Source organism: Clostridium sp. YIM B02569 (assembly GCF_022320765.1).
Classification (GTDB): domain Bacteria; phylum Bacillota; class Clostridia; order Clostridiales; family Clostridiaceae; genus Clostridium; species Clostridium beijerinckii.
On sequence record NZ_JAKJJX010000008.1, the window covers coordinates 119,203 to 139,788 of the forward strand.

A 20,586-nucleotide genomic window follows, 5' to 3' on the forward strand; every position below is an offset into this window, starting at 1 on the left:
ATTTTATACTTTTAGAATTACTATTTAAATAAATATAATTTACATGTATAAAGTATTCTATATTTATATTACTTATACTAACTAATCTACCTTTAATACCGCCATGAATGCTTCTTGTGGAACTTCAACAGAACCAACCTGTCTCATTCTCTTCTTTCCTTCTTTTTGCTTTTCAAGTAGTTTCTTCTTTCTTGAGATATCTCCACCATAACATTTAGCTAATACATCTTTTCTCATAGCTTTTACGGTTTCCCTTGCTATAATTTTAGATCCTACTGCTGCTTGAATTGGAATTTCAAATAATTGTCTTGGGATAATTTCTTTTAGCTTTTCAGCTATTCCTCTTCCTTTATGGTAAGCTCTCTCCTCTGGAACTATCATTGATAATGCATCAACTACATCCCCATTTAATAATATATCTAACTTAACTAATTTAGTTCTAATATATCCTTTAAATTCATAGTCTAAAGACGCATATCCTCTAGTTCTAGATTTTAATGTATCAAAGAAATCATATATAATTTCGTTCAATGGTATATCATAATTTACAACAGCTCTGGTTTCTTCTATATATTGCATATCTATGTATATACCTCTCCTATCTTGACACAGCTCCATAACTGCTCCAACATAGTCTTTTGGGGTTATTATAGATGCCTTAACTACTGGTTCCTCCATATAATCCACTTCTGTCAAAGGTGGTAGGTTAGTTGGATTTGTTATTTCTAATGTTTCTCCATCAGTTTTGATTACTTTATATATAACAGATGGTGCAGTAGTAATTATATCTAAATTAAATTCTCTTTCAACTCTTTCTTGAATTATTTCCATATGTAATAATCCTAAGAATCCACATCTAAATCCAAAACCTAAAGCAATAGATGTTTCTGGCTCAAAGCTTAATGCCGCATCATTTATTTGTAGCTTTTCAAGAGCTTCTCGTAATTCATCATACTTTGCTCCGTCAACTGGGTATATTCCTGAATAAACCATTGGTATAGCAGGTTTATAACCTGGAAGTGCTGTTTCGGTTGGCCTATTAGCTTCAGTTATAGTATCCCCAACTCTTGCGTCTCTAACATTCTTTATGGATGCTGTTACATATCCAACATCACCAGCACTTAACTCACTGATTGGAAGCACTCCTGGAGTAAACACTCCGACTTCAGTAACGTCATAAACTTTATTAGTAGCCATCAATTTAATTTTAGTTCCAATCTTTACTCTTCCGTCCATCACTCTAACTATACATACAACACCTTTATAACTATCGTAGTAAGAATCAAAAATTAATGCTTTTAAAGGAGCTTCTTCATCGCCATCAGGTGACGGTATAGTTTTAACAACACACTCTAATACATCACCTATATTAAGCCCTGTTTTAGCAGATATAGTAGGAGCTTCTTCTGCTGGAATTCCTATTACATCTTCAATTTCTTTCTTAACTTCATCGGGTCTTGCAGAAGGCAGATCAACTTTATTTATTACTGGTGCAATTTCCAAATCATTATCTAATGCTAAATAGCAATTAGCTAAAGTTTGGGCTTGAATACCTTGTGTTGCATCAACAACTAATATCGCTCCTTCGCAAGCTGCTAAACTTCTTGAAACTTCATAATTAAAATCTACATGTCCTGGAGTGTCAATTAAATTAAGAATGTATTCTTCACCATCGTCTCTTCTATATACAAGCCTCGCTGCTTGAGACTTTATTGTAATTCCTCTTTCTTTTTCTATCTCCATATTATCTAGAACTTGCTCTTCCATTTCCCTTTTAGTTAAGGTTCCTGTAGTTTCAAGTAATCTATCCGCAAGGGTTGATTTACCATGATCAATATGTGCTACAATTGAAAAATTTCTGATATGTTTTTGTCTTTCACTTTTCATACGCATAACTGTTATCCTTAACGAAAAACAGTCCTTTCACCCCCGTTATAATTAAATCAGCTAAATTATAACATATATCCATAAAGAAAGGCTATCAAAACTTTCCCTCAATGCTCTATGTCTAATATGCCTTATATATATTTTAAAATCAACTAAATAATTTAACTAATATTATGGTTTTATTCTTTCAATTATATCCTCTATTTTTTTAATAAAAGAAGATTGATTATTTATCCTAAAATCATTACTTCCTATCTTAACTAAAACATCTTTTTCAGATTCTTTATAAATTTTAAGAAATGAATTATCCTTGATAAAATTCGAGAAATCTTCTCCAAATTCATTGCTTACAAGTTTATAATTTTCATTAGTATTTCCAAGAGGAGATAATGCTTTAGTATTAATCATATCTATTTTAATTATTCCAATAAAAATAATGAATAATATAAAAATCATTGGTGATATTCTTCTTAAAATGTTACTTTTAATAATTTTCTTCAATGTCGAAACACCCTTTTTAATTTATTTTTTGATTTTTATTTAGATTCTTTCCATATAGCAAAACTATTATTCACCCTCAACTTTCTCATTCAAACAATCTACTCACCAATTATCTCAATATTATGTATTAATAAATTAAAATAAAGAAAAGACTAGGGATCTAAATTCTAGCTTTAGACTCCTAATCTTTCCTTTAATTTTTATCATCAAGATTATATTTAAATCTCAACTTGAAATATCTATTTAAATACTTAGTGCTAAAACTCAAACTTGCATGTTATCTAACTTTTCCTATGCACTCAATATAACTTCCAACCCTTTTCCATGTAACTTTATACTTATTTCTTATTTAAAACTTCCGCAATTACTCTAGCCATACATTCTGCCGTAACTTTTGACTCGTCTGGTGTATTAGTATGAGATCCTATTTCAAAAAGTAAACATCCATCGCTTTTACTTTGATTAAATGCATTTTTCCCTCTATGATATGTTAATATTTTTATAGGCAATCCTGGGAATAATTCAGATGTTTTATTAAATACTTTCTCTGTAAGCTCTTTATTTTTAGGATATCTCGTACTATTTTCAGCATTTACAAACATTATTTTAGATGCGCTCATTCCATCAACTTCTGTTGTTGTCGCAGCTTTATCTTCTACGGAATCTCTATGCAGATCTATAACCATTTTGAAATCTCCATATTGTTTTAAATATTTATCAACCACTTCTCCAGATCTTGTATAACTATCATTATAAGAAATACAATTATTGGTTTTATCATGTATAACTGAAATCCCATAATTCTCTTCTAATTCATTAGCAAGAACATCGCCTACTCCCACTACATTGGTATCTTCATTTAAACTATCTGGTTCTGATGCATTATAATTTTCTGTAGTATGACTATGATATATTAATACTTCTGGCTTAGATTTATCCAATGTCTTCTTTAAGCTAGGATCATATATTGGGGTATTCTTACTATCAGTGTTTACTTGTACTTTTGATATACTGTCTTCGCTTATTTGAAACGGATTAAAACTAAAATTAGTTTCAGTATTGCTAGAACTTTCTCCATCACCAAAGAAACTAAGTTCATTTTGAATTATTCCTTTATAGCTAAGATTATTTAATCCTAATACTTGAAAACAAACATTCTTTAATGAAAGTTTATTTTCAGCATAGGTTCCTTCATCATAAACTTGGGATTCTATTATCGGCATTCCTAAATTTAACAATTGAACATAGGCAAATGCTCCTCTTTCTTTGTTATTTTTTAAAACATTACCTAATCTTATGAAAAATACACCTATAATTAAAATGAGGATTATTAAGCCTATATTAATGTTAGGTTTTGCTTTTATCCTTTTATTAATTTCACCTTTTTTTCCTCTTCTGCTCATATATATCACGGTAATCCCCCCCTTGCCCTTTTTTATATTTATATTAACGGATTTACATAATTATTCTAATAAATATCATTCCATCTATTTAAAAATTAGAATAGATTAAAATATACATTGATAATCAATCTAAAATAAAAAGATCCCAAAATAATTCAAATTACTTTGAGATCTTTTCTTCTTATTCTAAATTTCAAGAAATAAATTATTAATAATCAACCCATAAACTTATTAATCTCATCCATATCCATATTAGGTTGGACTGCCATGTTTATCCCATTGGCTATTATTCTTGATAAAGAATTAACCATTAAATCAATGTCCTTAGGTGTAACTATCATATCCATACTTGCTTTTGATGACATCACTTCCTTAATGAGTCTTTCCTTCTCATTTTTATCAAGAGATTTTAACATTTTATAAAATTCATTTCCACTTGATGAATTATTTATTAATGAATCTATTACAGAGTCTATAGTATCATTAGCAATTGTTGTTGCATCTACAACTGTTGGAATTCCTACCGCAATAACCTTAACTCCTAAATTTTCTTCATTTATTTGTTTTCTATTATTGCCTACTCCTGCACCCGGCGATATTCCAGTATCTCCAATTTGAATTGTTGTGTTGACTCTTTCAACTCTTCTTGCAGCTAGAGCATCTATACATATCACTAGGTCTGGTTTAATTTTTTCCACAACGCCTTTAATTATTTCCACAGTTTCGATTCCTGTAACTCCAAGTACTCCAGGCGCTATAGAGCAAACAGGTCTTACAGACTCATCAATTGCTTCTGGCATAACTGTTTGTAAATGCCTAGTTACCATAATCTTTTCTGTCACTTTAGGACCTAAAGCATCTGGTGTCACTTGCCAGTTTCCAAGTCCTACAACTAATACTGTTTTCTCTGTATCAATCTTAATTAATCTTTGCAAAATCTCTGATACTACTTGTGAAACTCTATCCATAGTTTCACCATCATATGCTGTAAAGTCTGGCATTCCTATAGTTATATAATTTCCCTTTGGCTTTCCAATTTTTTTAGCACCTTCATCATTTTTTACCTTTACTGTAGTTACCTTAATATCATCATCACTTTCTTCTATAACTTCTATTCCATCTATATCTACTTCATCCTTGTGACTTTCTTTATAAATTTCTCTCGCTTCAAGTACTAAATCCGTTCTTACATTTATCATACCAACACCTCTTTATAAATTTACTCAGTCTTATTTTTCCTTTTTCTTTGAATTTAATACTTGAATTACATAACTTCTGATGCTATAATAAGGTTTGTTGAATATGAACTCGTACGCAGATTTCCCCAAAAACTGCAGAGACCCTATAAAAATTTAAGGGGGTGAATTAAGAATGGCAAATATAAAATCAGCAAAAAAGAGAATTAAAGTTACTGAAACTAAGACTTTAAAGAACAGAATGATTAAGTCTGCTTTAAAGACTACTATAAAGAAATTTGAAGCTGCTATAGAAGCTAAGAATAATGAAGAAGCTAAAGCTTTATTTACATCAGTTGTTAAGTCATTAGATATGGCTGCTACTAAGGGAGTTGTTCATAAAAATATGGCTGCTAGAAAGAAATCAAGATTAGCTGCTAAGTTAAACTCTATGGCATAATCTTAAAACCCATCTAAGTAGATGGGTTATTTTTTTATATTCTTAATAAATATTATTTTTTAACTGTAAGTGTATTTATTAAAAGGAATTCCATTTCCATATTCTTATCTATTCCAGTTGATTTTAACTTTGTTTCTGTATTAACGCAAAGCTTAATTAACTCTGATAACTGCTTTTCTGTGAATTTATTTGTCTGCATTATTAATTTTTCACAAACAAACTGCGGCAACCTATAGTCTGACATAAAATCATCTACTTTTTTTCCATTGCTAAGTTTTATCTTTATCTCATATAATCTCAAGAAATGCTTTTGAATAGCACTTATTATCAGCATATGCTGGTCTGATTTATATAAAATTTCCTTCATAGTATCTATAGCTTTATCAATTTTTTTTGTAGCTATTAATTCAACTAAATCAAAAGTATCATCCTCACTGGATTTTGAAATAAGTATATCAATATCCTCTTTTTTTATCTCTCTTTCACCACAATACGATATAAGCTTGTCAGCTTCTCTTTTTATAATGTCAAAATTATTATAGACTTTCTCACAGAAATAAGATAACTCAGTTCTTCCAATTTGTTTTCCCTTCTCTTTAAATACTTCCGATACTTTCTTTAAATATTTGTCCCTTTTTAATTTATCACAATATACTATTGTTAAGGATTTACCAATAGTAGCTAATTTCTTATTTTTATTTGGTCTATCTCTCTTATCATTCAATAAATAATACATTATTAATACTGTATATGGAGGTAAATTTGATATATAGCTCTTAATATCATTGTATATTTTAGTTCCTGACGAATCAGTTTTGTCCTGTAAAAAATTAGACCTATAAACAACCACAACTTTTTTTTCTCCCATGAATGGCATTGTTTCACACGCATTCATGATAGCATCAAAACTTGTATTCATTCCATCTATCCTTATTAAATTAAGATCCATAAATTCTTCAGCTATATTCTTTTTTATAATCAGACTTATTCCATCTTTAATAAATTCTTCATCTAACCCACAAAATATATATCCATTTTTTATATTTCCTTTTTCGATCTCTTGCTCATAAACTTCGTAATTAATCACTTTAATTTTCCTTTCGTATAAAATGTGCTTCTAATTTAATTCTAATATAAATCTATAAAACTATACTAATCTTCCATCTATTATAAATATGTTATTAGTGATCCTATCATTAAAATTTATTATATCATACTCTTCATGTTGAGTTTTATCACTTGTAACTTTTAATAGATATTTTTTAGTACCAGTATCTAGAACGTAATCTTTTCCTTTGAAACTTATTTTATAAATTCCATTCATAATAATCGTACTTCTCTGTCTAAAATATTTTGTTGCAAGTGCTGATTTAGAAAGTCTATTTAAATCAATTTGATTTTTATTGGACATTAGTATTCTATCACCTTTATAAGAAAATAAAATGGCACCTTCTTTATAATACCTTATACTTGGAATTGGACTATATATCTGAATTGTAATTATAAAAATAGCTATAAGAGGAAGATAAACAAACTTTTTATATCCTTTATTCACAAAGTAAGCACTAAACATTAAAAATAGATAGAAGAAAACTACATTTTCATTTCCATAAAACATTGGCAATGAAAAGTTCTCCATATAATTTAGAATACAATCAAACATATTTATTATTTTCAAGTTTATATAACTGCAAAAATCAAATAATTGAGTATAAGTATATGTCAATACCAATGCATTTCCTGTAATAACCATAAGATCTACAAATGGAGCCAAAATTAAGTTTCCAATAATAAAATTTGCTGAAAAATCCCTAAAAATTAAAATTAGATATGGTAACGTAAATATCTGAGCGCTTAATGTTAAACTTAATGCTTCTCTTAATTTAATGTTCAATTTATATAATGTATTGTTAAACTTCTTATTAAACATTGCTATTCCCAAAGTAGCTAAATAAGATAAGTGAAAAGATATATTAAAAATACTATAAGGTTCATAAAGAACCAAAAATGTTGCAGAGAAACACAGAGCAGAAATTGAATTATTATTTCTTTTTAAAATACGTCCACCTTCTACACATGCAAGCATTAAAAAAGACCTTATACTAGAATAATTGAGTCCTGTAAATACAACATATATCATAGTTACCAAAATTCCTAAATTTCTCCCAACAAAAATTCTTATAAAACCATATACTATAGCTACATGTAACCCTGAAACGCTTATGCTATGTATGATTCCAAAGTTTTTCATGTCATCTTTGTCTTCAAAATCTAAATAATCGCAATAACCAAAAGCAATTGATGATATTAGCCCTGCCTTTCTTGTTCCTAAATTTTCTTCTAACCGCAAATATATATTTCTTTTAATCTCATAAAGCTTTGTTATCAAGTCTCCATTAATCTTATACAATACTTTAGGCTCTACTTCCCCAACTATCCCATTATATCTATCTTGTATGTCATCAACTTTTCCTATAATTTCATATTTTTCACCTACGCTTAAATTCTTATCATTAGTTCTTATCGTAATACTCTTACCTTCATAGCTTCCTATAACACCATAATTGCTTATTTTTATTATCCTTACTTCGCCGTCTATTTTGCTTGGAATTTTATAATAGGAACAATTAATTAAAATTCCAACAACAAAAAAGATAATCATAATAACAAAGAAACTGAAACCACAATAATAAAATATGCATATAAAAAAGAAGGCTACAATGAATATTGTAAGCCCCCTAAATTCCTTATTCATTCCATAGAAAATACAACTAATTGCAAGCGTCAAAAATATGTATATTAGTGGATTTCCTACATCTCCTATTTTTTTAGAAAACATCAACTCACCTCATTAATGAGTTTTGCCACTTTCTAGCTAAAATTTCAAAGATTAATAAAAATATTATCGATGCTGCTATTTCTATTCCTATTATATCTCTAATTAATATTCCATTAATTAGAATCATACTAATTACGGCAATAATAATTACTAACAATGATATAACAGGCATAATCAATTCGTTAGAAAATTTTCTTATAGAAATATTGCTATTAAACAATGTAAATAATAAAATTCCAATTGATAATATAGTTAATGTCACTATCGCTGCTTCCTTATCACCAAGTTTGTAAATTGAAACCATTGTAATTATGCTTAGAACAAATGATCTAACTATCATTTCATTTCTAGTAATATCTCGCCCTTTTTTAAGTAATATTATTAATGATAATGGAATGAATAAAACTCCATTTATCGTTACCACATTTCCAAATTCTAAACTTCCAGTTTGTCCCATTATAATACTTCCTACTAAAGTTAGAAGTTCTGAGAATAGAGCAATGAAATATACTTTGAATCCTCTATCTATATTGCCATCAAATACTCTGGAAAAATCTCTTATTTTAAAGAACCCATCTAGGTAATTTTCTTTAATATATACATCTGATACCTTTTTTACAATTGTAGATGCTTTTCCCTTACCTATTCCTACGTTTGATAAGTTGAGTGCTGGAAGATCGCCTAACGTTTCACCAGTAGTTGCAACTTTATGGCCATCTTTTATAAATAATGAAACAATCTTTGATTTAATTTCTGGATTTACTCTGCAAAAAACCCTTACCCTACAAAGCAAATCCTTTAATTCTTGATGATTTAAAGAATCCAGTTCTATTCCTGCTACTACCTGATTATTATTCTTTATTATATTAGCCATTTTTGCATTTGTTATAGCACTTAATTTACTTTCTTCTGTAAATAATATTGGTACTATTGCTTTATCCTTAATTCGATTTATTGTATTTTCGAGATTCTCTTCAAGTGGATTTTCCAATCCAATTATTCCAACAAAGACCATGTTGCTTTCTATATTTTCAGATTTAGATGGTTCATAAGTAAAGTTTCTATACGCAAAACCTTCTGTTATTAACCCTTCTATAGATAAATTCATATCAACTTCCTTTATTTTTGCTTTGTATTCATCCGTAATCTCTTTCTCAATACCTTCTATCATGACATGTGTACATTGTTCTAAAACATCATCTACGTTTCCTCTAGTATTAGCTCTATATCTGTTATTAAATTTACTTACAACTGTAGAGAATCTTTTATCAGAATCCATAGGTATATCTAAAATTTTAGAATTCCTACTATCTATAGCAGCTTTGTAGATTTTTTTTCTAGCAGCATAACTTAGAAAAGCAAGCTCATCTAACTCTCCTTTTCCACTATCATCACTTGGATTATAAATAGCGTTATTACATACTAATGATATTTCAACTATCCTATCAAAGGTTGTCTCTTTTACATACGGATCTTCAGTTGATATCAAATTATCGTTAATAAATAGTTTTTTGACTATCATTTCTTTTTTGCTTATTGCACCAACTTTATCTAAAAATAAAATATTAACATCTTTAATTAAATTAAATACTGAAAAATTTATTATTTCTATATTTTCATTCCTAAAGCTTTTAATTATATTTTTAAAAACTAATTTCGCGATTATAGTAACTGGAAAACAACCAAGGGCAAATAAAGCTGTGCATATGTAATTTTTGTTTGCATCTTGTCCTGTATATACAAAATATGATCCTATAATTATAATTCCTAGGAAATAAATTAATAAATATCTTTCTAAAATTTTAGATATCATTGTCCCAAAATTATGTTTTCTATTACTTGCATACGTAAGCATGGTAAGCATTCTACCTAACTGAGTAGAATTACCAGTGGATATTACTATACCTAGTCCGCTACCTGATTTTATTATAGACCCTTTAAACAATATATTTTTCATATCTGTTAAAGAAAATATATTTCCTACTATCTTACTTTCAAATTTCTCCTTATAAAATGCTTCTCCTGTTATACTCTTTTCGTCAACTTTAATTTCATTAGCACTTATTATTCTTATATCTGCTGGAATAACAGAGTCTTTATTAATTTTTACTATATCGCCCATTACTAATTCTTCAGATTTTATAATTTTCTGGGCCCCATCTCTAATAACTACTGTATCTGCAGAATTCAGCCTTTCTAAAGCTCCAATTTCTTTATCTCTTTTTATAGTATGCATTACTATTAAAATTAAATTTAATAATAATATCAAGGCTGTTATTATACCAAATAAATAATGTTCAAATACGAATAAAATTATTGTAATTATCCAATTTATAATTATAGATTTTTGCTTTAAAGCATTTAGTATATGTTTATAAATTTTATTTCCACTTGGTAAATCAATCTTATTGGTCCCATATTTTAATCTTAATGCTTCACAATCATTTTCACTAAGTCCACTTTGAACATTACTATTTAGTAATTCAACTATTTGAGCCCAAGAGTTATTGCAGTATTTTTCCAAAAAAACCCCACCATTCTAATTACTTCATTAATAACTTCTTTATTATACTATATTTTTCATTTTTATATATATACATTCATTTATAGTATAATTATACGTTTAAAGACATTAAAAGGCAAAACTTTAATATCTTATATATATTTTCGATACATATTTATAAAAGTTAATTTTATTTAAGCATTTCTACTATAATAATCTTCATTGGGCTCAATTATTTTTCCATATTAAATTTATTTATTTTTTGGTTTTTGGATTAAAGATTAGTGCCATAAGATATCCAAAGAATATTGATGCTGTAATCCCTGCTGCAGCTCCTTTAATTCCACCTGTAAAAGCTCCTAATAATCCTATTTCATCTACCTCTTTTATTGCAGCTTTAGCTAATGCATTTCCAAAGCTCGGTAACGGAACTGTAGCTCCCGCTCCGCCAATAGAAACTAATTTATCATACCATCCAAAAGCACCTACTATAGCTCCAAGCACAACAAACACTACTAAGATTCTTCCTGGAGTTAATTTTGTGACGTCTATTAATATTTGACCTATAACGCAAATAATGCCACCAACTATGAATGCACTTATATAATTCATTCAATTTTCATTCCTTTCAAACAAAAGATTTTTATAATCTAATATCTCGTTTATTTATAAGTTTCCTCTTCCTTAATTTGAATTCATTTCAACAGCGACTGCATGTGCTATTCCTGGAATTGTCTCACCTTGAAGAGAAGACGTAGTGCTCATAAGTGCACCTGTAGAAACTAATAATACTCTTTTAATTTCCTTTTTCATAAGTTTTTTATATAAATAACCTGTAAAAACAACTGCTGAACATCCACAACCACTTCCACCTGACAATGTATTCTGCTTTTCATTATCAAATATAATTTCGCCGCAATCTATATGTTGATTTCTAATATTATATCCAAAGTCTTCAATTAATTTATCAGCAAGTTCTCTTCCTATTACACCTAAATCTCCTGTAGCTATAACATCATAATCTTCCGGTTTTCTTCCTGTATCCTTAAAATGATTTACAATTGTATCTGCCGCTGCTGGCGCCATAGCTGCTCCCATATTATTAGCATCTTTTTGCCCATAATCTTTAACTTTTCCTGTTGTCACATATGTTATTTCCGGATAATTCCCCTCATGTCCTAAAACCAATGCTCCTGATCCAGTCACTGTCCACTGAGCTGTGGCCGGTCTCTGAGATCCATATTCAAGCGGAAATCTGAACTGCCTTTCGGCTGAACTAAAATGTGAAGATGTAGCTGCAACCACGTATTTAGCAAATCCTCCATCCATAATTATTGACGCTAAACTCAAAGATTCTGACATAGTAGAACAAGCACCGTATAATCCAAAGAATGGAATACTGAATTCTCTAGCTGCAAAGCTTGATGAAATAATTTGGTTTAATAGGTCTCCTGAAAATAAATAATCTATATCTGTTTCTTTAAGGTTCCCTTTTTTTAAAGCTTGCGATATAGCTGTAAACATCATCTCGCTTTCGGCTTTTTCAAAACTTTCCTTTCCTAACATGTCATCGTTTAATATATCATCAAAATATTCACTTAGCGGTCCTTCCCCTTCTTTAGGGCCTACTATAGAATGCGTCGATATTATTTTGGGTGGATTATCTAATTTTACAGTTTGATTTCCTATCTTTTTATTCTTCATTTGCAAATTAATCACTCCTCTACATTTTTGAATTAAAAGCAACTCGATTATTTATCAAAAAAATACATATCCCCATCTTAAAATTCCAATTCCTTTTTTGATTTAAATTATTGCAATTATATAATAAATTATTCCTATTATTACTGATGTACCAATACCATATACCAATACTGGTCCCGCAATTGTAAACATTTTGGCTGCGACTCCAAATATAAATCCTTCTTTTTTAAACTCTATTGCTGGAGAAACTACAGCATTAGAAAACCCAGTTATCGGAACAACAGTACCAGCTCCACCAAAATTAGCCAATTTTGCATATACTCCAGTACCTGTTAACAAAGCTCCTAAAAATACCATTATAATAGGAACCATATTCATTATTTGTTCTTCTGCAATTCCAAATCCTGCTGCAATATTGTAAATCAATTGACCCACATCGCATATTAATCCTCCAACTAAAAACGCTTTTAAGCAATCTTTAAGTATCTTTGATTTTGGAATGGCTTCATTGGCCATATCATTATATTTTTGCTTTATGCTTTCTTCACTTACTTCTTTATTATTAGTCAAGATGATCACTCTCCTTTTTTACCTGTATATCTATCATTTGCAAAATTATTAAGATTAATCGTGTTATTTTTTGGCATATATTTTATAAAAAAATAGAATATATATTTGATCTAATTTAATAAAAAATTATACAAATACATATTCTATAATAACTCTTTTTTATGTTTATCATTTTTCTTACCAATGTGTAATTAGCAAATTTTATTCTTCTAATTTTTTCCGCATTTCAGCTAAAACCTTCTTTTCAATTCTCGATACCTGCACTTGGCTTATACCTAACATTTTAGCTACTTGAACTTGTGTTTTATCTTTAAAATAACGTAACATTATAATCTGCTTAGCTTTATTATCTAAACTATTTAATGCTTCTTTAAGAGCTATCTTTTCAATAAGATTTTCATCATCTGCACTTTTCTCACTTAGTTTATCTATTAAAAGAACTGGAGCTCCATCATCCTGATGTATTGTATCATATAAATATTGTAAGCTATTAGAAGATTCAATTGCAAATAAAATCTCCTCCTTATCAACATTTGCATAATCTGCAAGCTCTTCTATAGTAGGTGATCTCTTGAGCTTTTTTGTTAAAATCTCTTTCTGAAAATGTATCTTTCTAGCAAGGCTTTTAACATTACGACTTACCTTTATCATCCCATCATCTCTTAAAAATCTCTTTATTTCTCCTATAATCATAGGGACTGCATAAGTAGAGAACTTAACATTATAATTTAAGTCGAAATTATTAATAGCTTTAACTAACCCAATAGATCCTATTTGAAATATATCTTCATAATCATATCCTCTATTTAGAAATTTCTTACTTATAGATGACACCAATGGCAAATTCATTTCTATTAATGTATTCATAGCATCAGTATCGCCACTTCTTGCTAGAGCTAATAGCTTGGGATTCTTATCATAATTATAATCCTCTCGTTTTAAATCCTCTTTTTCCATCTTATTTCACCTAACTTACCACGTTAAATTTCTTCTTAATTACCACCTTTGTACCATTACCTTTTTCACTGTCAACCTCTAACGCATCCATAAATGTCTCCATTACAGTGAATCCCATACCAGATCTTTCCAAATCAGGTCTTGATGTATATAATGGCTCCATAGCTTGCTCTATGTTATCAATTCCAATTCCTTTATCAATAATCGCTATAGTTACTTGATCTTCATTAATTTCTGCTTCAATTCTAACTAATCCATCTTCTCTATTTTCATATCCATGTATTATAGAATTAGTAACTGCCTCAGACACTGCTGTTTTTACATCATTTATTTCATCAATTGTTGGATCTAATTGAGCAACAAAAGCTGCAACTGCAACTCTTGCAAAAGCTTCATTTTGAGATTTGCTTACAAATTCTATGCTCATTTTATTGTCAGACATGATAACCCCTCCATCTAAATGCACCTTACTGCTTCATCTACAGTATTATAATTTTTAATTAACTTGTACAATCCGGCCAGTTCAAAAATTCTATTAACATTCTTATTAGGTTCTGCAATACAAAGCATCCCCCCTTTGTTCGATAGTTTTTTATATCTACCCAAGACAGCTCCAATTCCTGAACTATCCATAAAAGTAACTCCTGAAAAATTTAAAATGACTTTTTCTATATTATCTCTATCTATCCTATCATCAATTTTTACTCTAACTTCCTCTGCACTATTATGATCTAGTTCACCACTAAGAGTAGTTATTAGAATATTTTTTTGTTTCTCAAATTTTAAATACATATTAATTAAGAATATCTCACATTGTAGTTTTAAACTTATATATTTAAGTTTTAAGATATTCTACATTCACCTCCTCTTTTCCCTCATTTCACCTTTTACCATATTTTAACATACTATTTTATTCAACGTCAAACTATTTATTACATTTTTTTCTATTTATTATAACTCATTATCTTAATTATCCGCCTATATCACACATATTAACGATATATAAAATAAAGATACCGATAATTAACTACACTACATAATTATCAAATATTAAATGAATATATTATTTTTGCTTAATGCATAAAAAATAGAAGATAATCCCGATATACTCATATAAATATATATCATAAGATCATCTTCTATTTTATTTTCTTATAGATAACCAAACTATAAGTTAGATTTATACTATGAAATATATCCCAACTAGAAATAAGTTCATATCTTAGTTGTGATATCTAACTTAAAGATTTGACTTATTAGATAAGCCAATAATTACTTTTTCTTTTTTCCACCCTTATATTTTAAAATTTCATTTTCTATTTCCTTAAAGAAACTTTTTACTGATTCTCCTTCATCAAGTATTAATACTTCAATAGCATCCTCTAAAGTTTCCATGGTATATATATGAAATTTTCCATTTCTAACATCATCTTCAACTTCATATCTTAATATTAATTCATCGGCATTTGTACTTGGAATTAAGACACCTTTTCCATCTGTTTTATCAATAATGCTGCAAACTCTATGGAATCCTTCAATTTTTTCATTGGCCCCACCAATTGCCTGAATTTCTCCAAACTGATTTATAGATCCAGTGACAGCAATATTTTGTCTTATTGGCCTCTTACTTAAAGCTGATAAAATACATATTATCTCTGCCACAGAAGCACTATCTCCTTCAAGCATTCCATAAGTCTGTTCAAAACTTAATTGAAAATCTACTGGCAATTTTTCATAAGGACTTATTAAATTACTTAATAATCCTCGCAATATTCCAATCGACTTTTCATGGATATTTCCACTCATTTTGCATTCTTTATGAACATCTATTATCCTTCCATCTCCTATATTTGATAAGCATGTTATCCTCATAGGCTTACCAAAACTATAGGATCCATTTCCAACTACAGAAAGCCCATTGATTATTCCTGTTTTTCTTCCGTTTACTGTTATCAATATTTTTTTACTTTTATAATTATCCATTATATCTTCCAAAATCTTTTCATCTTCATATGCTACATCAATTATATCTTGCTTTTCTATATTTTTTCTTTTATCTTCTTTTGCATTATTATTGGATAGATGCAGTAATTTATTTATATAATAATCATCTATAGATATTTTATTTCTTTGACCTGCGACCCTAGCAAGAAATTTAATCATTTCCTTAAGAGCATCATCTGTTATATTCAATAAGTTATCTTTTTTTATCTTTTCTTTTATTAATCCTTCAATAGAATTTTTAGTAATATCATTATATTTTAATTCGGTATCCGCTTCTATCCTGATTGGGAATATTTGTTTAAAATCTTCATCATTATCATATAATATCTGAAAACTCTCATAGTCTCCTATTAAAATAACCTTCAAATTAATAGGAATTGACTCTGGCTTTAATCCTGCGAGAGATATCATTTCTAAATAGCTCTTCGTATAATTATAGTTTATTTTGCCATGAATTAATGATTTCTTTAGATAGTAGTAGCTTACACCACTACTTATTAACGAACTTAATCTTAATATAAGACATCCTTCATTAGCCTTTAACAAACTACCAGCAGAAATCAAAGATATATCTGTACTATATCCCCCGTTATTGTTTCTATATTCAATGGTACCAATTAAGTTTCCAATAGTAGGATCTTCATCATAGATAACTCTCGGATGATCTATGGCGGAATTATCAACAATTACATTTACATTATAATTAGAGAATATATCTTTTAGACAATCTTCATCATCTTCCAAATTAATAGTATAACACTCAACTACTCTTTCTTCTATATCATCATACATTTGAAGAAGATATTTATAAACATCATCCTGGGAAATAAATTGTAATAATAAATCATCCTTATGACTCTGCATATTCTTTTTCAAAAAATCTTTGTATATACTTTTAAGTTTCTTAATCGATTTTATTTCAATATCTTTTAATGTCTCTAGAATTTCTTCTGCTTCTTTTTTTAATTTTGATGCTTGTTTTTCGATACTTTCTTGAGTGTTACTTTCGAGACTGTCATATTCATTTTGAGTCATCTCATTGCCTTCATCTTTCAAAGGAATAAACACAAATCCTCCGCTAGTTGCTTTAACATCAAAATTCTTATTTTTTGCTGAATCCATAAGTTTTGTTATATAATTATTCCTTTTTTCACTTATTTCTTCAATAATATCTTCCTTTTCCTCATCTGAAGAACTACTATAAAACTCTACTATGCATTCAAAGTATTTCTCTTTTATATCATCAATCATTTCTTTTAATATATTTCCTTTACCATTTGGTAAAAACAATGCAGTAGGATTTAGTTGTTCTTGTGATGTTACATAGCAAATGTCTTTTGGTGCAGGAAGCTTTTCATATATATTTTCAACACACTCTATTAGATTCTCTAGTTTCTCTTTTGAAAATGAATCTACGTAATATATATTGTATCCTTCTTTTTCAACACTCAAGCTCTTTTTAATTTTATTTAAAGTAGATGTAAATTCAGGTACTCTATTAATATTACTTTTTTTAATGCTATCTGTACACGAAGTACAAAAAATAATTTCATTTGGAGTTAATTCTTTCTTCATATCTTATCCCACTTTGAATCTATTATATACTTAATTAAAATATTTCAAAGCAGACCCCTCCCTAAATTGATAGTATATAATATTAATATTCTTTAAATGGCAAAATAGATATATTTTTTTATAAACTAAAACATAAATAATATTAAAAATCAGAATAAAATCACAGGCAACTGTGGAGCTAGAAGTTTTTTACACATCTGTCCCTTTCAAATCATGCAATAAAAATATAGCAGTAAATAAAAAAAATGATTACCTAGATATTAATCTTAGCAACCATCTTAAAAGTATTAATTACATGGAATATAAGCTCCTTACATTTCATTTAACATCCAAATAAAAAAATTCAACACTCCCGCATATATTAACCAAGCCAAATAAGGAATTAATAGAAATGCCTTATTTCCAATCTTTTCATAAAACCTCTTTATAGTTAAAATTACAAAGATAATCAAAATAATAAGTTCTAGAAATGCTAACGCATAAAGCTTAAACCCAAAGAAAATTATAGTCCATAAAAAATTTAATAATAGTTGTATAGCGTAAACAAATATTGCAGAGCTTACATCTACATTCTCATATTTCAAAATATATACTTTATATGAGCATATTCCCATAATTATATAAAGTATAGTCCACACAATCGGAAAAACCATTGCAGGTGGTGAAAAAGGTGGCTTAATTAAGCTTTCATATATTGATCTCATATTAGGAACTAATAATGTTGAAAGCCACCCTATTAAAAGTGGAATAATTATTGATGCAAACAATGGAATAATTCTTATCTTTTTTTTATTCCCTGACTTTTCTGACATAAATTATACACCTCAAATTTAAGTAATTAGTTTAACATAACTAATTTAATATATGTTTATTTATGTAAAACTATGATTAATTAATAAAACTATTTATTCAAATTGTAATTATTTTTAGTACCTACAAATTTATTAAATTCATGTCTACTTACTTCTTTAATTTCCTATTAAGTTAATTCTACTCAATATATATATCTGAAAACTCTATATCTATCTTTTCTTCTAATAAATTTGTTTCCCAATCTTCATTATTGAATTTATCTTCATACGATTGCTCAGCCATAGGCATAATTATGGTGAATTCATTTCCTCTATTATTTGATGTGAGCCGTATAGTTCCTTCTTGAAGTTCAACTAAGGCTTTAGTTAAAAATAAACCTAAACCGCTTCCTTCTTTTAGTCTATTAAAAGTTTTATTCAGTTTAGTGAATTTATCAAAAATATACGGAATGGTTTCTTTATCAATTTTCAAGCCATCATTTTTAACTTTTATAGCAATTTTGTTATACTTATCAAGCTCTACACTCACATTTATTCTCCCCCCTTGCTTTCCATATTTAACAGAATTAGAAAGAATATTCAACATAATTCTTGTTATCATTTCCTTATCACACTTAACATAGATTTCTTCTTCCTGTGCATCAAATGTCAAAGTATTATTTATTAATTTTATGTACTTATTAGACGCCATCGAAACCTCTTCTACGATGTTAACTATATTATGTATTTTTAAATTTGGAATTAGATATCCCTCTGAAATTTTATTAGCATCTATAAAATTATTAATAGTCCTTATTAGCCTTAAACAATTTTGTTTTATGATCTTTCTATTCTTATTTACTCCATCTAGATTATTTTCATTAAAATAAATTTGATTGACCTGCAATGCAGAAAATATAAGATTTATAGGCGTTTTTAGTTCATGAGAAATATTAGAGAAAAATTCTTTTTTTATTTCATCCTCTTGCAAATATTCTTCAAGAATTTCTCTCATCTTTTTATTTTCTTTAATTTCACTTATATCATGTATGTAAAGAATCTTGCTTATCTCATCTATGGAAGCCAAAAATATTTCAACTTCGAAATCAGTATGTTTCATTTTTATGCATGGGATATAATTGCCCGCTTTCTTAATATCTTCAAGTGTTATATCAAAATACATTTTTATAAAATCATTTATTTCTATTCCTAAGATCTCATCATTAGTTATGTTTAAAGTTTTTAATGTCCTCTTATTTATGTGTCGAAGTCTATCTAAGTAAAATAGAAATACACCTCCATAAATAGAATCAATTAGTTCATTATTCCTATCTCCACTCTTTTTGATCATTACACTTATTTCATTTAATATAGAATTCCTTTTCCTTAATATAGAGTTAAGTTCTTTCTTTGTTTTAGTTGCATTGCCTATATTATTATTAAGTTCTTTTAATGAACTATCCACTACTTTACTTATTATGTAATCATAAAATTTATATAAAGTAATACATTTAACAATTAATATAAATTCAGAAACTTTCACATAGCTCATATAAAGACATATAAATCCCAAATAATTAAATAATATAGAAAAAATATAAAATATTATTTGTCTAAATTCAGCAATGGTAAATTGTTTTCTTTTAGATAACATATCTTGTGCTGTAGATATGCACAAACCTATGCTTAACAAAACACTTATAGTAATGCTCCATATAAAAAATGATAGTTCATAAGGATTATGTATTCCATTTCCTCCATTAAAGCCAATACCAAGCATTATGATAATTACTATTTCGGATATACATATTACAAGACTCTTTCTATTATTATTTTTAACCAGGAGTCCTATTTTTATTATGCAATATTCTAAAGTAGCGTGCATGCTATAAAAAAGTATGAAGTAACTTTTAGGAATATCCTTAAATAACATTATTATCTCAGTAACATTTATAGCTAGTATCATAATAAGTATTAAATATATCACTTTGAATCTTGCTACAAAACCTTTACCGACAAACTTCCCCCTTATTATATACACATAAATAAACGCCAAAATCATAGATATTGCAATTATATTATTCAATAGCAAATAAAAATTAACATTATCAGTAAGAATAGAGCATAAAATTATTAGTACCGTTAAAAATGCATACTTCTGAATGTTTCTAATTTTTATCTTTATTTTGTCCAATGCTAAGAAACCATTATACATCT

At 28.1% G+C, this 20,586-nt stretch carries 17 protein-coding genes; 1 reads left to right on the forward strand and 16 read right to left on the reverse strand.

Going from position 1 to position 20,586, the window contains the following annotated elements:
* Positions 1–81 precede the first annotated feature (81 nt).
* From lepA to gpr, 4 genes are all read right to left on the reverse strand, one after another.
* Positions 82–1,887 carry a translation elongation factor 4 gene (gene lepA, locus L3B96_RS09285; protein WP_023974011.1) on the reverse strand — a complete coding sequence of 602 codons (1,806 nt, stop codon included), beginning with the start codon at positions 1,885–1,887 and terminating at the stop codon, positions 82–84.
* Between the two features lie 171 nt (positions 1,888–2,058).
* On the reverse strand, positions 2,059–2,388 hold the full coding sequence (locus L3B96_RS09290) for a hypothetical protein (RefSeq protein WP_011968168.1): 330 nt from the start codon (positions 2,386–2,388) through the stop codon (positions 2,059–2,061).
* Between the two features lie 338 nt (positions 2,389–2,726).
* Entirely contained in the window at positions 2,727–3,800 is a 1,074-nt protein-coding gene (locus L3B96_RS09295; protein WP_038457171.1) for a stage II sporulation protein P, read from the reverse strand.
* A 206-nt stretch (positions 3,801–4,006) separates the two neighbouring features.
* Positions 4,007–4,990 (reverse strand): GPR endopeptidase, encoded by a 984-nt coding sequence (gene gpr, locus L3B96_RS09300; RefSeq protein ID WP_023974013.1) that lies wholly within the window; start codon positions 4,988–4,990, stop codon positions 4,007–4,009.
* Between the two features lie 172 nt (positions 4,991–5,162).
* On the opposite strand from gpr, the gene rpsT reads away from it, so the two are divergent.
* Entirely contained in the window at positions 5,163–5,426 is a 264-nt protein-coding gene (gene rpsT, locus L3B96_RS09305) for a 30S ribosomal protein S20 (RefSeq protein WP_011968165.1), read from the forward strand.
* 52 nt (positions 5,427–5,478) lie between these two features.
* Here the strand turns inward: rpsT and holA are convergent, their stop codons facing one another.
* The 12 genes from holA to L3B96_RS09365 form a co-directional block, all read right to left on the reverse strand.
* Positions 5,479–6,513: a DNA polymerase III subunit delta gene (holA, locus tag L3B96_RS09310; RefSeq protein WP_011968164.1), complete on the reverse strand. Its 1,035-nt coding sequence runs from the start codon at positions 6,511–6,513 to the stop codon at positions 5,479–5,481.
* A 60-nt stretch (positions 6,514–6,573) separates the two neighbouring features.
* Complete coding sequence (locus L3B96_RS09315; RefSeq protein ID WP_238860510.1) at positions 6,574–8,265, reverse strand: ComEC/Rec2 family competence protein; 1,692 nt, start codon at positions 8,263–8,265, stop codon at positions 6,574–6,576.
* A 4-nt stretch (positions 8,266–8,269) separates the two neighbouring features.
* Positions 8,270–10,789 carry a cation-transporting P-type ATPase gene (locus L3B96_RS09320; RefSeq protein ID WP_171788797.1) on the reverse strand — a complete coding sequence of 840 codons (2,520 nt, stop codon included), beginning with the start codon at positions 10,787–10,789 and terminating at the stop codon, positions 8,270–8,272.
* A 234-nt stretch (positions 10,790–11,023) separates the two neighbouring features.
* A complete protein-coding gene (spoVAE, locus tag L3B96_RS09325; RefSeq protein ID WP_011968161.1) occupies positions 11,024–11,380 on the reverse strand; it encodes a stage V sporulation protein AE in 357 nt (118 codons plus the stop codon).
* Positions 11,381–11,452: 72 nt separating this feature from the next.
* Complete coding sequence (gene spoVAD, locus L3B96_RS09330; RefSeq protein ID WP_238860512.1) at positions 11,453–12,478, reverse strand: stage V sporulation protein AD; 1,026 nt, start codon at positions 12,476–12,478, stop codon at positions 11,453–11,455.
* Positions 12,479–12,574: 96 nt separating this feature from the next.
* Positions 12,575–13,042, reverse strand: a complete 468-nt coding sequence (gene spoVAC, locus L3B96_RS09335; protein ID WP_023974018.1) for a stage V sporulation protein AC — start codon at positions 13,040–13,042, stop codon at positions 12,575–12,577.
* A 201-nt stretch (positions 13,043–13,243) separates the two neighbouring features.
* Positions 13,244–13,999 (reverse strand): RNA polymerase sporulation sigma factor SigF, encoded by a 756-nt coding sequence (gene sigF, locus L3B96_RS09340; protein ID WP_011968158.1) that lies wholly within the window; start codon positions 13,997–13,999, stop codon positions 13,244–13,246.
* Between the two features lie 10 nt (positions 14,000–14,009).
* On the reverse strand, positions 14,010–14,441 hold the full coding sequence (gene spoIIAB, locus L3B96_RS09345; RefSeq protein WP_077838065.1) for an anti-sigma F factor: 432 nt from the start codon (positions 14,439–14,441) through the stop codon (positions 14,010–14,012).
* A gap of 14 nt (positions 14,442–14,455) precedes the next feature.
* Positions 14,456–14,791, reverse strand: coding sequence for an anti-sigma F factor antagonist (spoIIAA, locus tag L3B96_RS09350; RefSeq protein WP_011968156.1), 336 nt, complete (start codon positions 14,789–14,791; stop codon positions 14,456–14,458).
* A gap of 480 nt (positions 14,792–15,271) precedes the next feature.
* Entirely contained in the window at positions 15,272–17,578 is a 2,307-nt protein-coding gene (locus L3B96_RS09355) for an AAA family ATPase (protein WP_077829358.1), read from the reverse strand.
* A gap of 311 nt (positions 17,579–17,889) precedes the next feature.
* Positions 17,890–18,390 (reverse strand): TspO/MBR family protein, encoded by a 501-nt coding sequence (locus tag L3B96_RS09360; protein ID WP_077829357.1) that lies wholly within the window; start codon positions 18,388–18,390, stop codon positions 17,890–17,892.
* A gap of 178 nt (positions 18,391–18,568) precedes the next feature.
* The gene (locus L3B96_RS09365) at positions 18,569–20,584 is read right to left on the reverse strand and encodes a HAMP domain-containing sensor histidine kinase (RefSeq protein ID WP_238860514.1); all 2,016 of its coding nucleotides are present in this window, start codon (positions 20,582–20,584) and stop codon (positions 18,569–18,571) included.
* Positions 20,585–20,586 lie beyond the last annotated feature (2 nt).

What these genes read in the sequence shown, in the direction of transcription:
- L3B96_RS09355 (WP_077829358.1), bottom strand. Translation starts at nt 17,578, where the DNA reads ATGAAGAAAGAATTAACTCCAAATGAAATTATTTTTTGTACTTCGTGT.
- sigF (WP_011968158.1), bottom strand. Translation starts at nt 13,999, where the DNA reads ATGGAAAAAGAGGATTTAAAACGAGAGGATTATAATTATGATAAGAAT.
- spoVAE (WP_011968161.1), bottom strand. Translation starts at nt 11,380, where the DNA reads ATGAATTATATAAGTGCATTCATAGTTGGTGGCATTATTTGCGTTATA.
- gpr (WP_023974013.1), bottom strand. Translation starts at nt 4,990, where the DNA reads ATGATAAATGTAAGAACGGATTTAGTACTTGAAGCGAGAGAAATTTAT.
- L3B96_RS09315 (WP_238860510.1), bottom strand. Translation starts at nt 8,265, where the DNA reads ATGTTTTCTAAAAAAATAGGAGATGTAGGAAATCCACTAATATACATA.
- L3B96_RS09360 (WP_077829357.1), bottom strand. Translation starts at nt 18,390, where the DNA reads ATGTCAGAAAAGTCAGGGAATAAAAAAAAGATAAGAATTATTCCATTG.
- lepA (WP_023974011.1), bottom strand. Translation starts at nt 1,887, where the DNA reads ATGAAAAGTGAAAGACAAAAACATATCAGAAATTTTTCAATTGTAGCA.
- L3B96_RS09365 (WP_238860514.1), bottom strand. Translation starts at nt 20,584, where the DNA reads ATGTATAATGGTTTCTTAGCATTGGACAAAATAAAGATAAAAATTAGA.
- spoIIAB (WP_077838065.1), bottom strand. Translation starts at nt 14,441, where the DNA reads ATGTCTGACAATAAAATGAGCATAGAATTTGTAAGCAAATCTCAAAAT.
- rpsT (WP_011968165.1), top strand. Translation starts at nt 5,163, where the DNA reads ATGGCAAATATAAAATCAGCAAAAAAGAGAATTAAAGTTACTGAAACT.
- spoIIAA (WP_011968156.1), bottom strand. Translation starts at nt 14,791, where the DNA reads ATGTATTTAAAATTTGAGAAACAAAAAAATATTCTAATAACTACTCTT.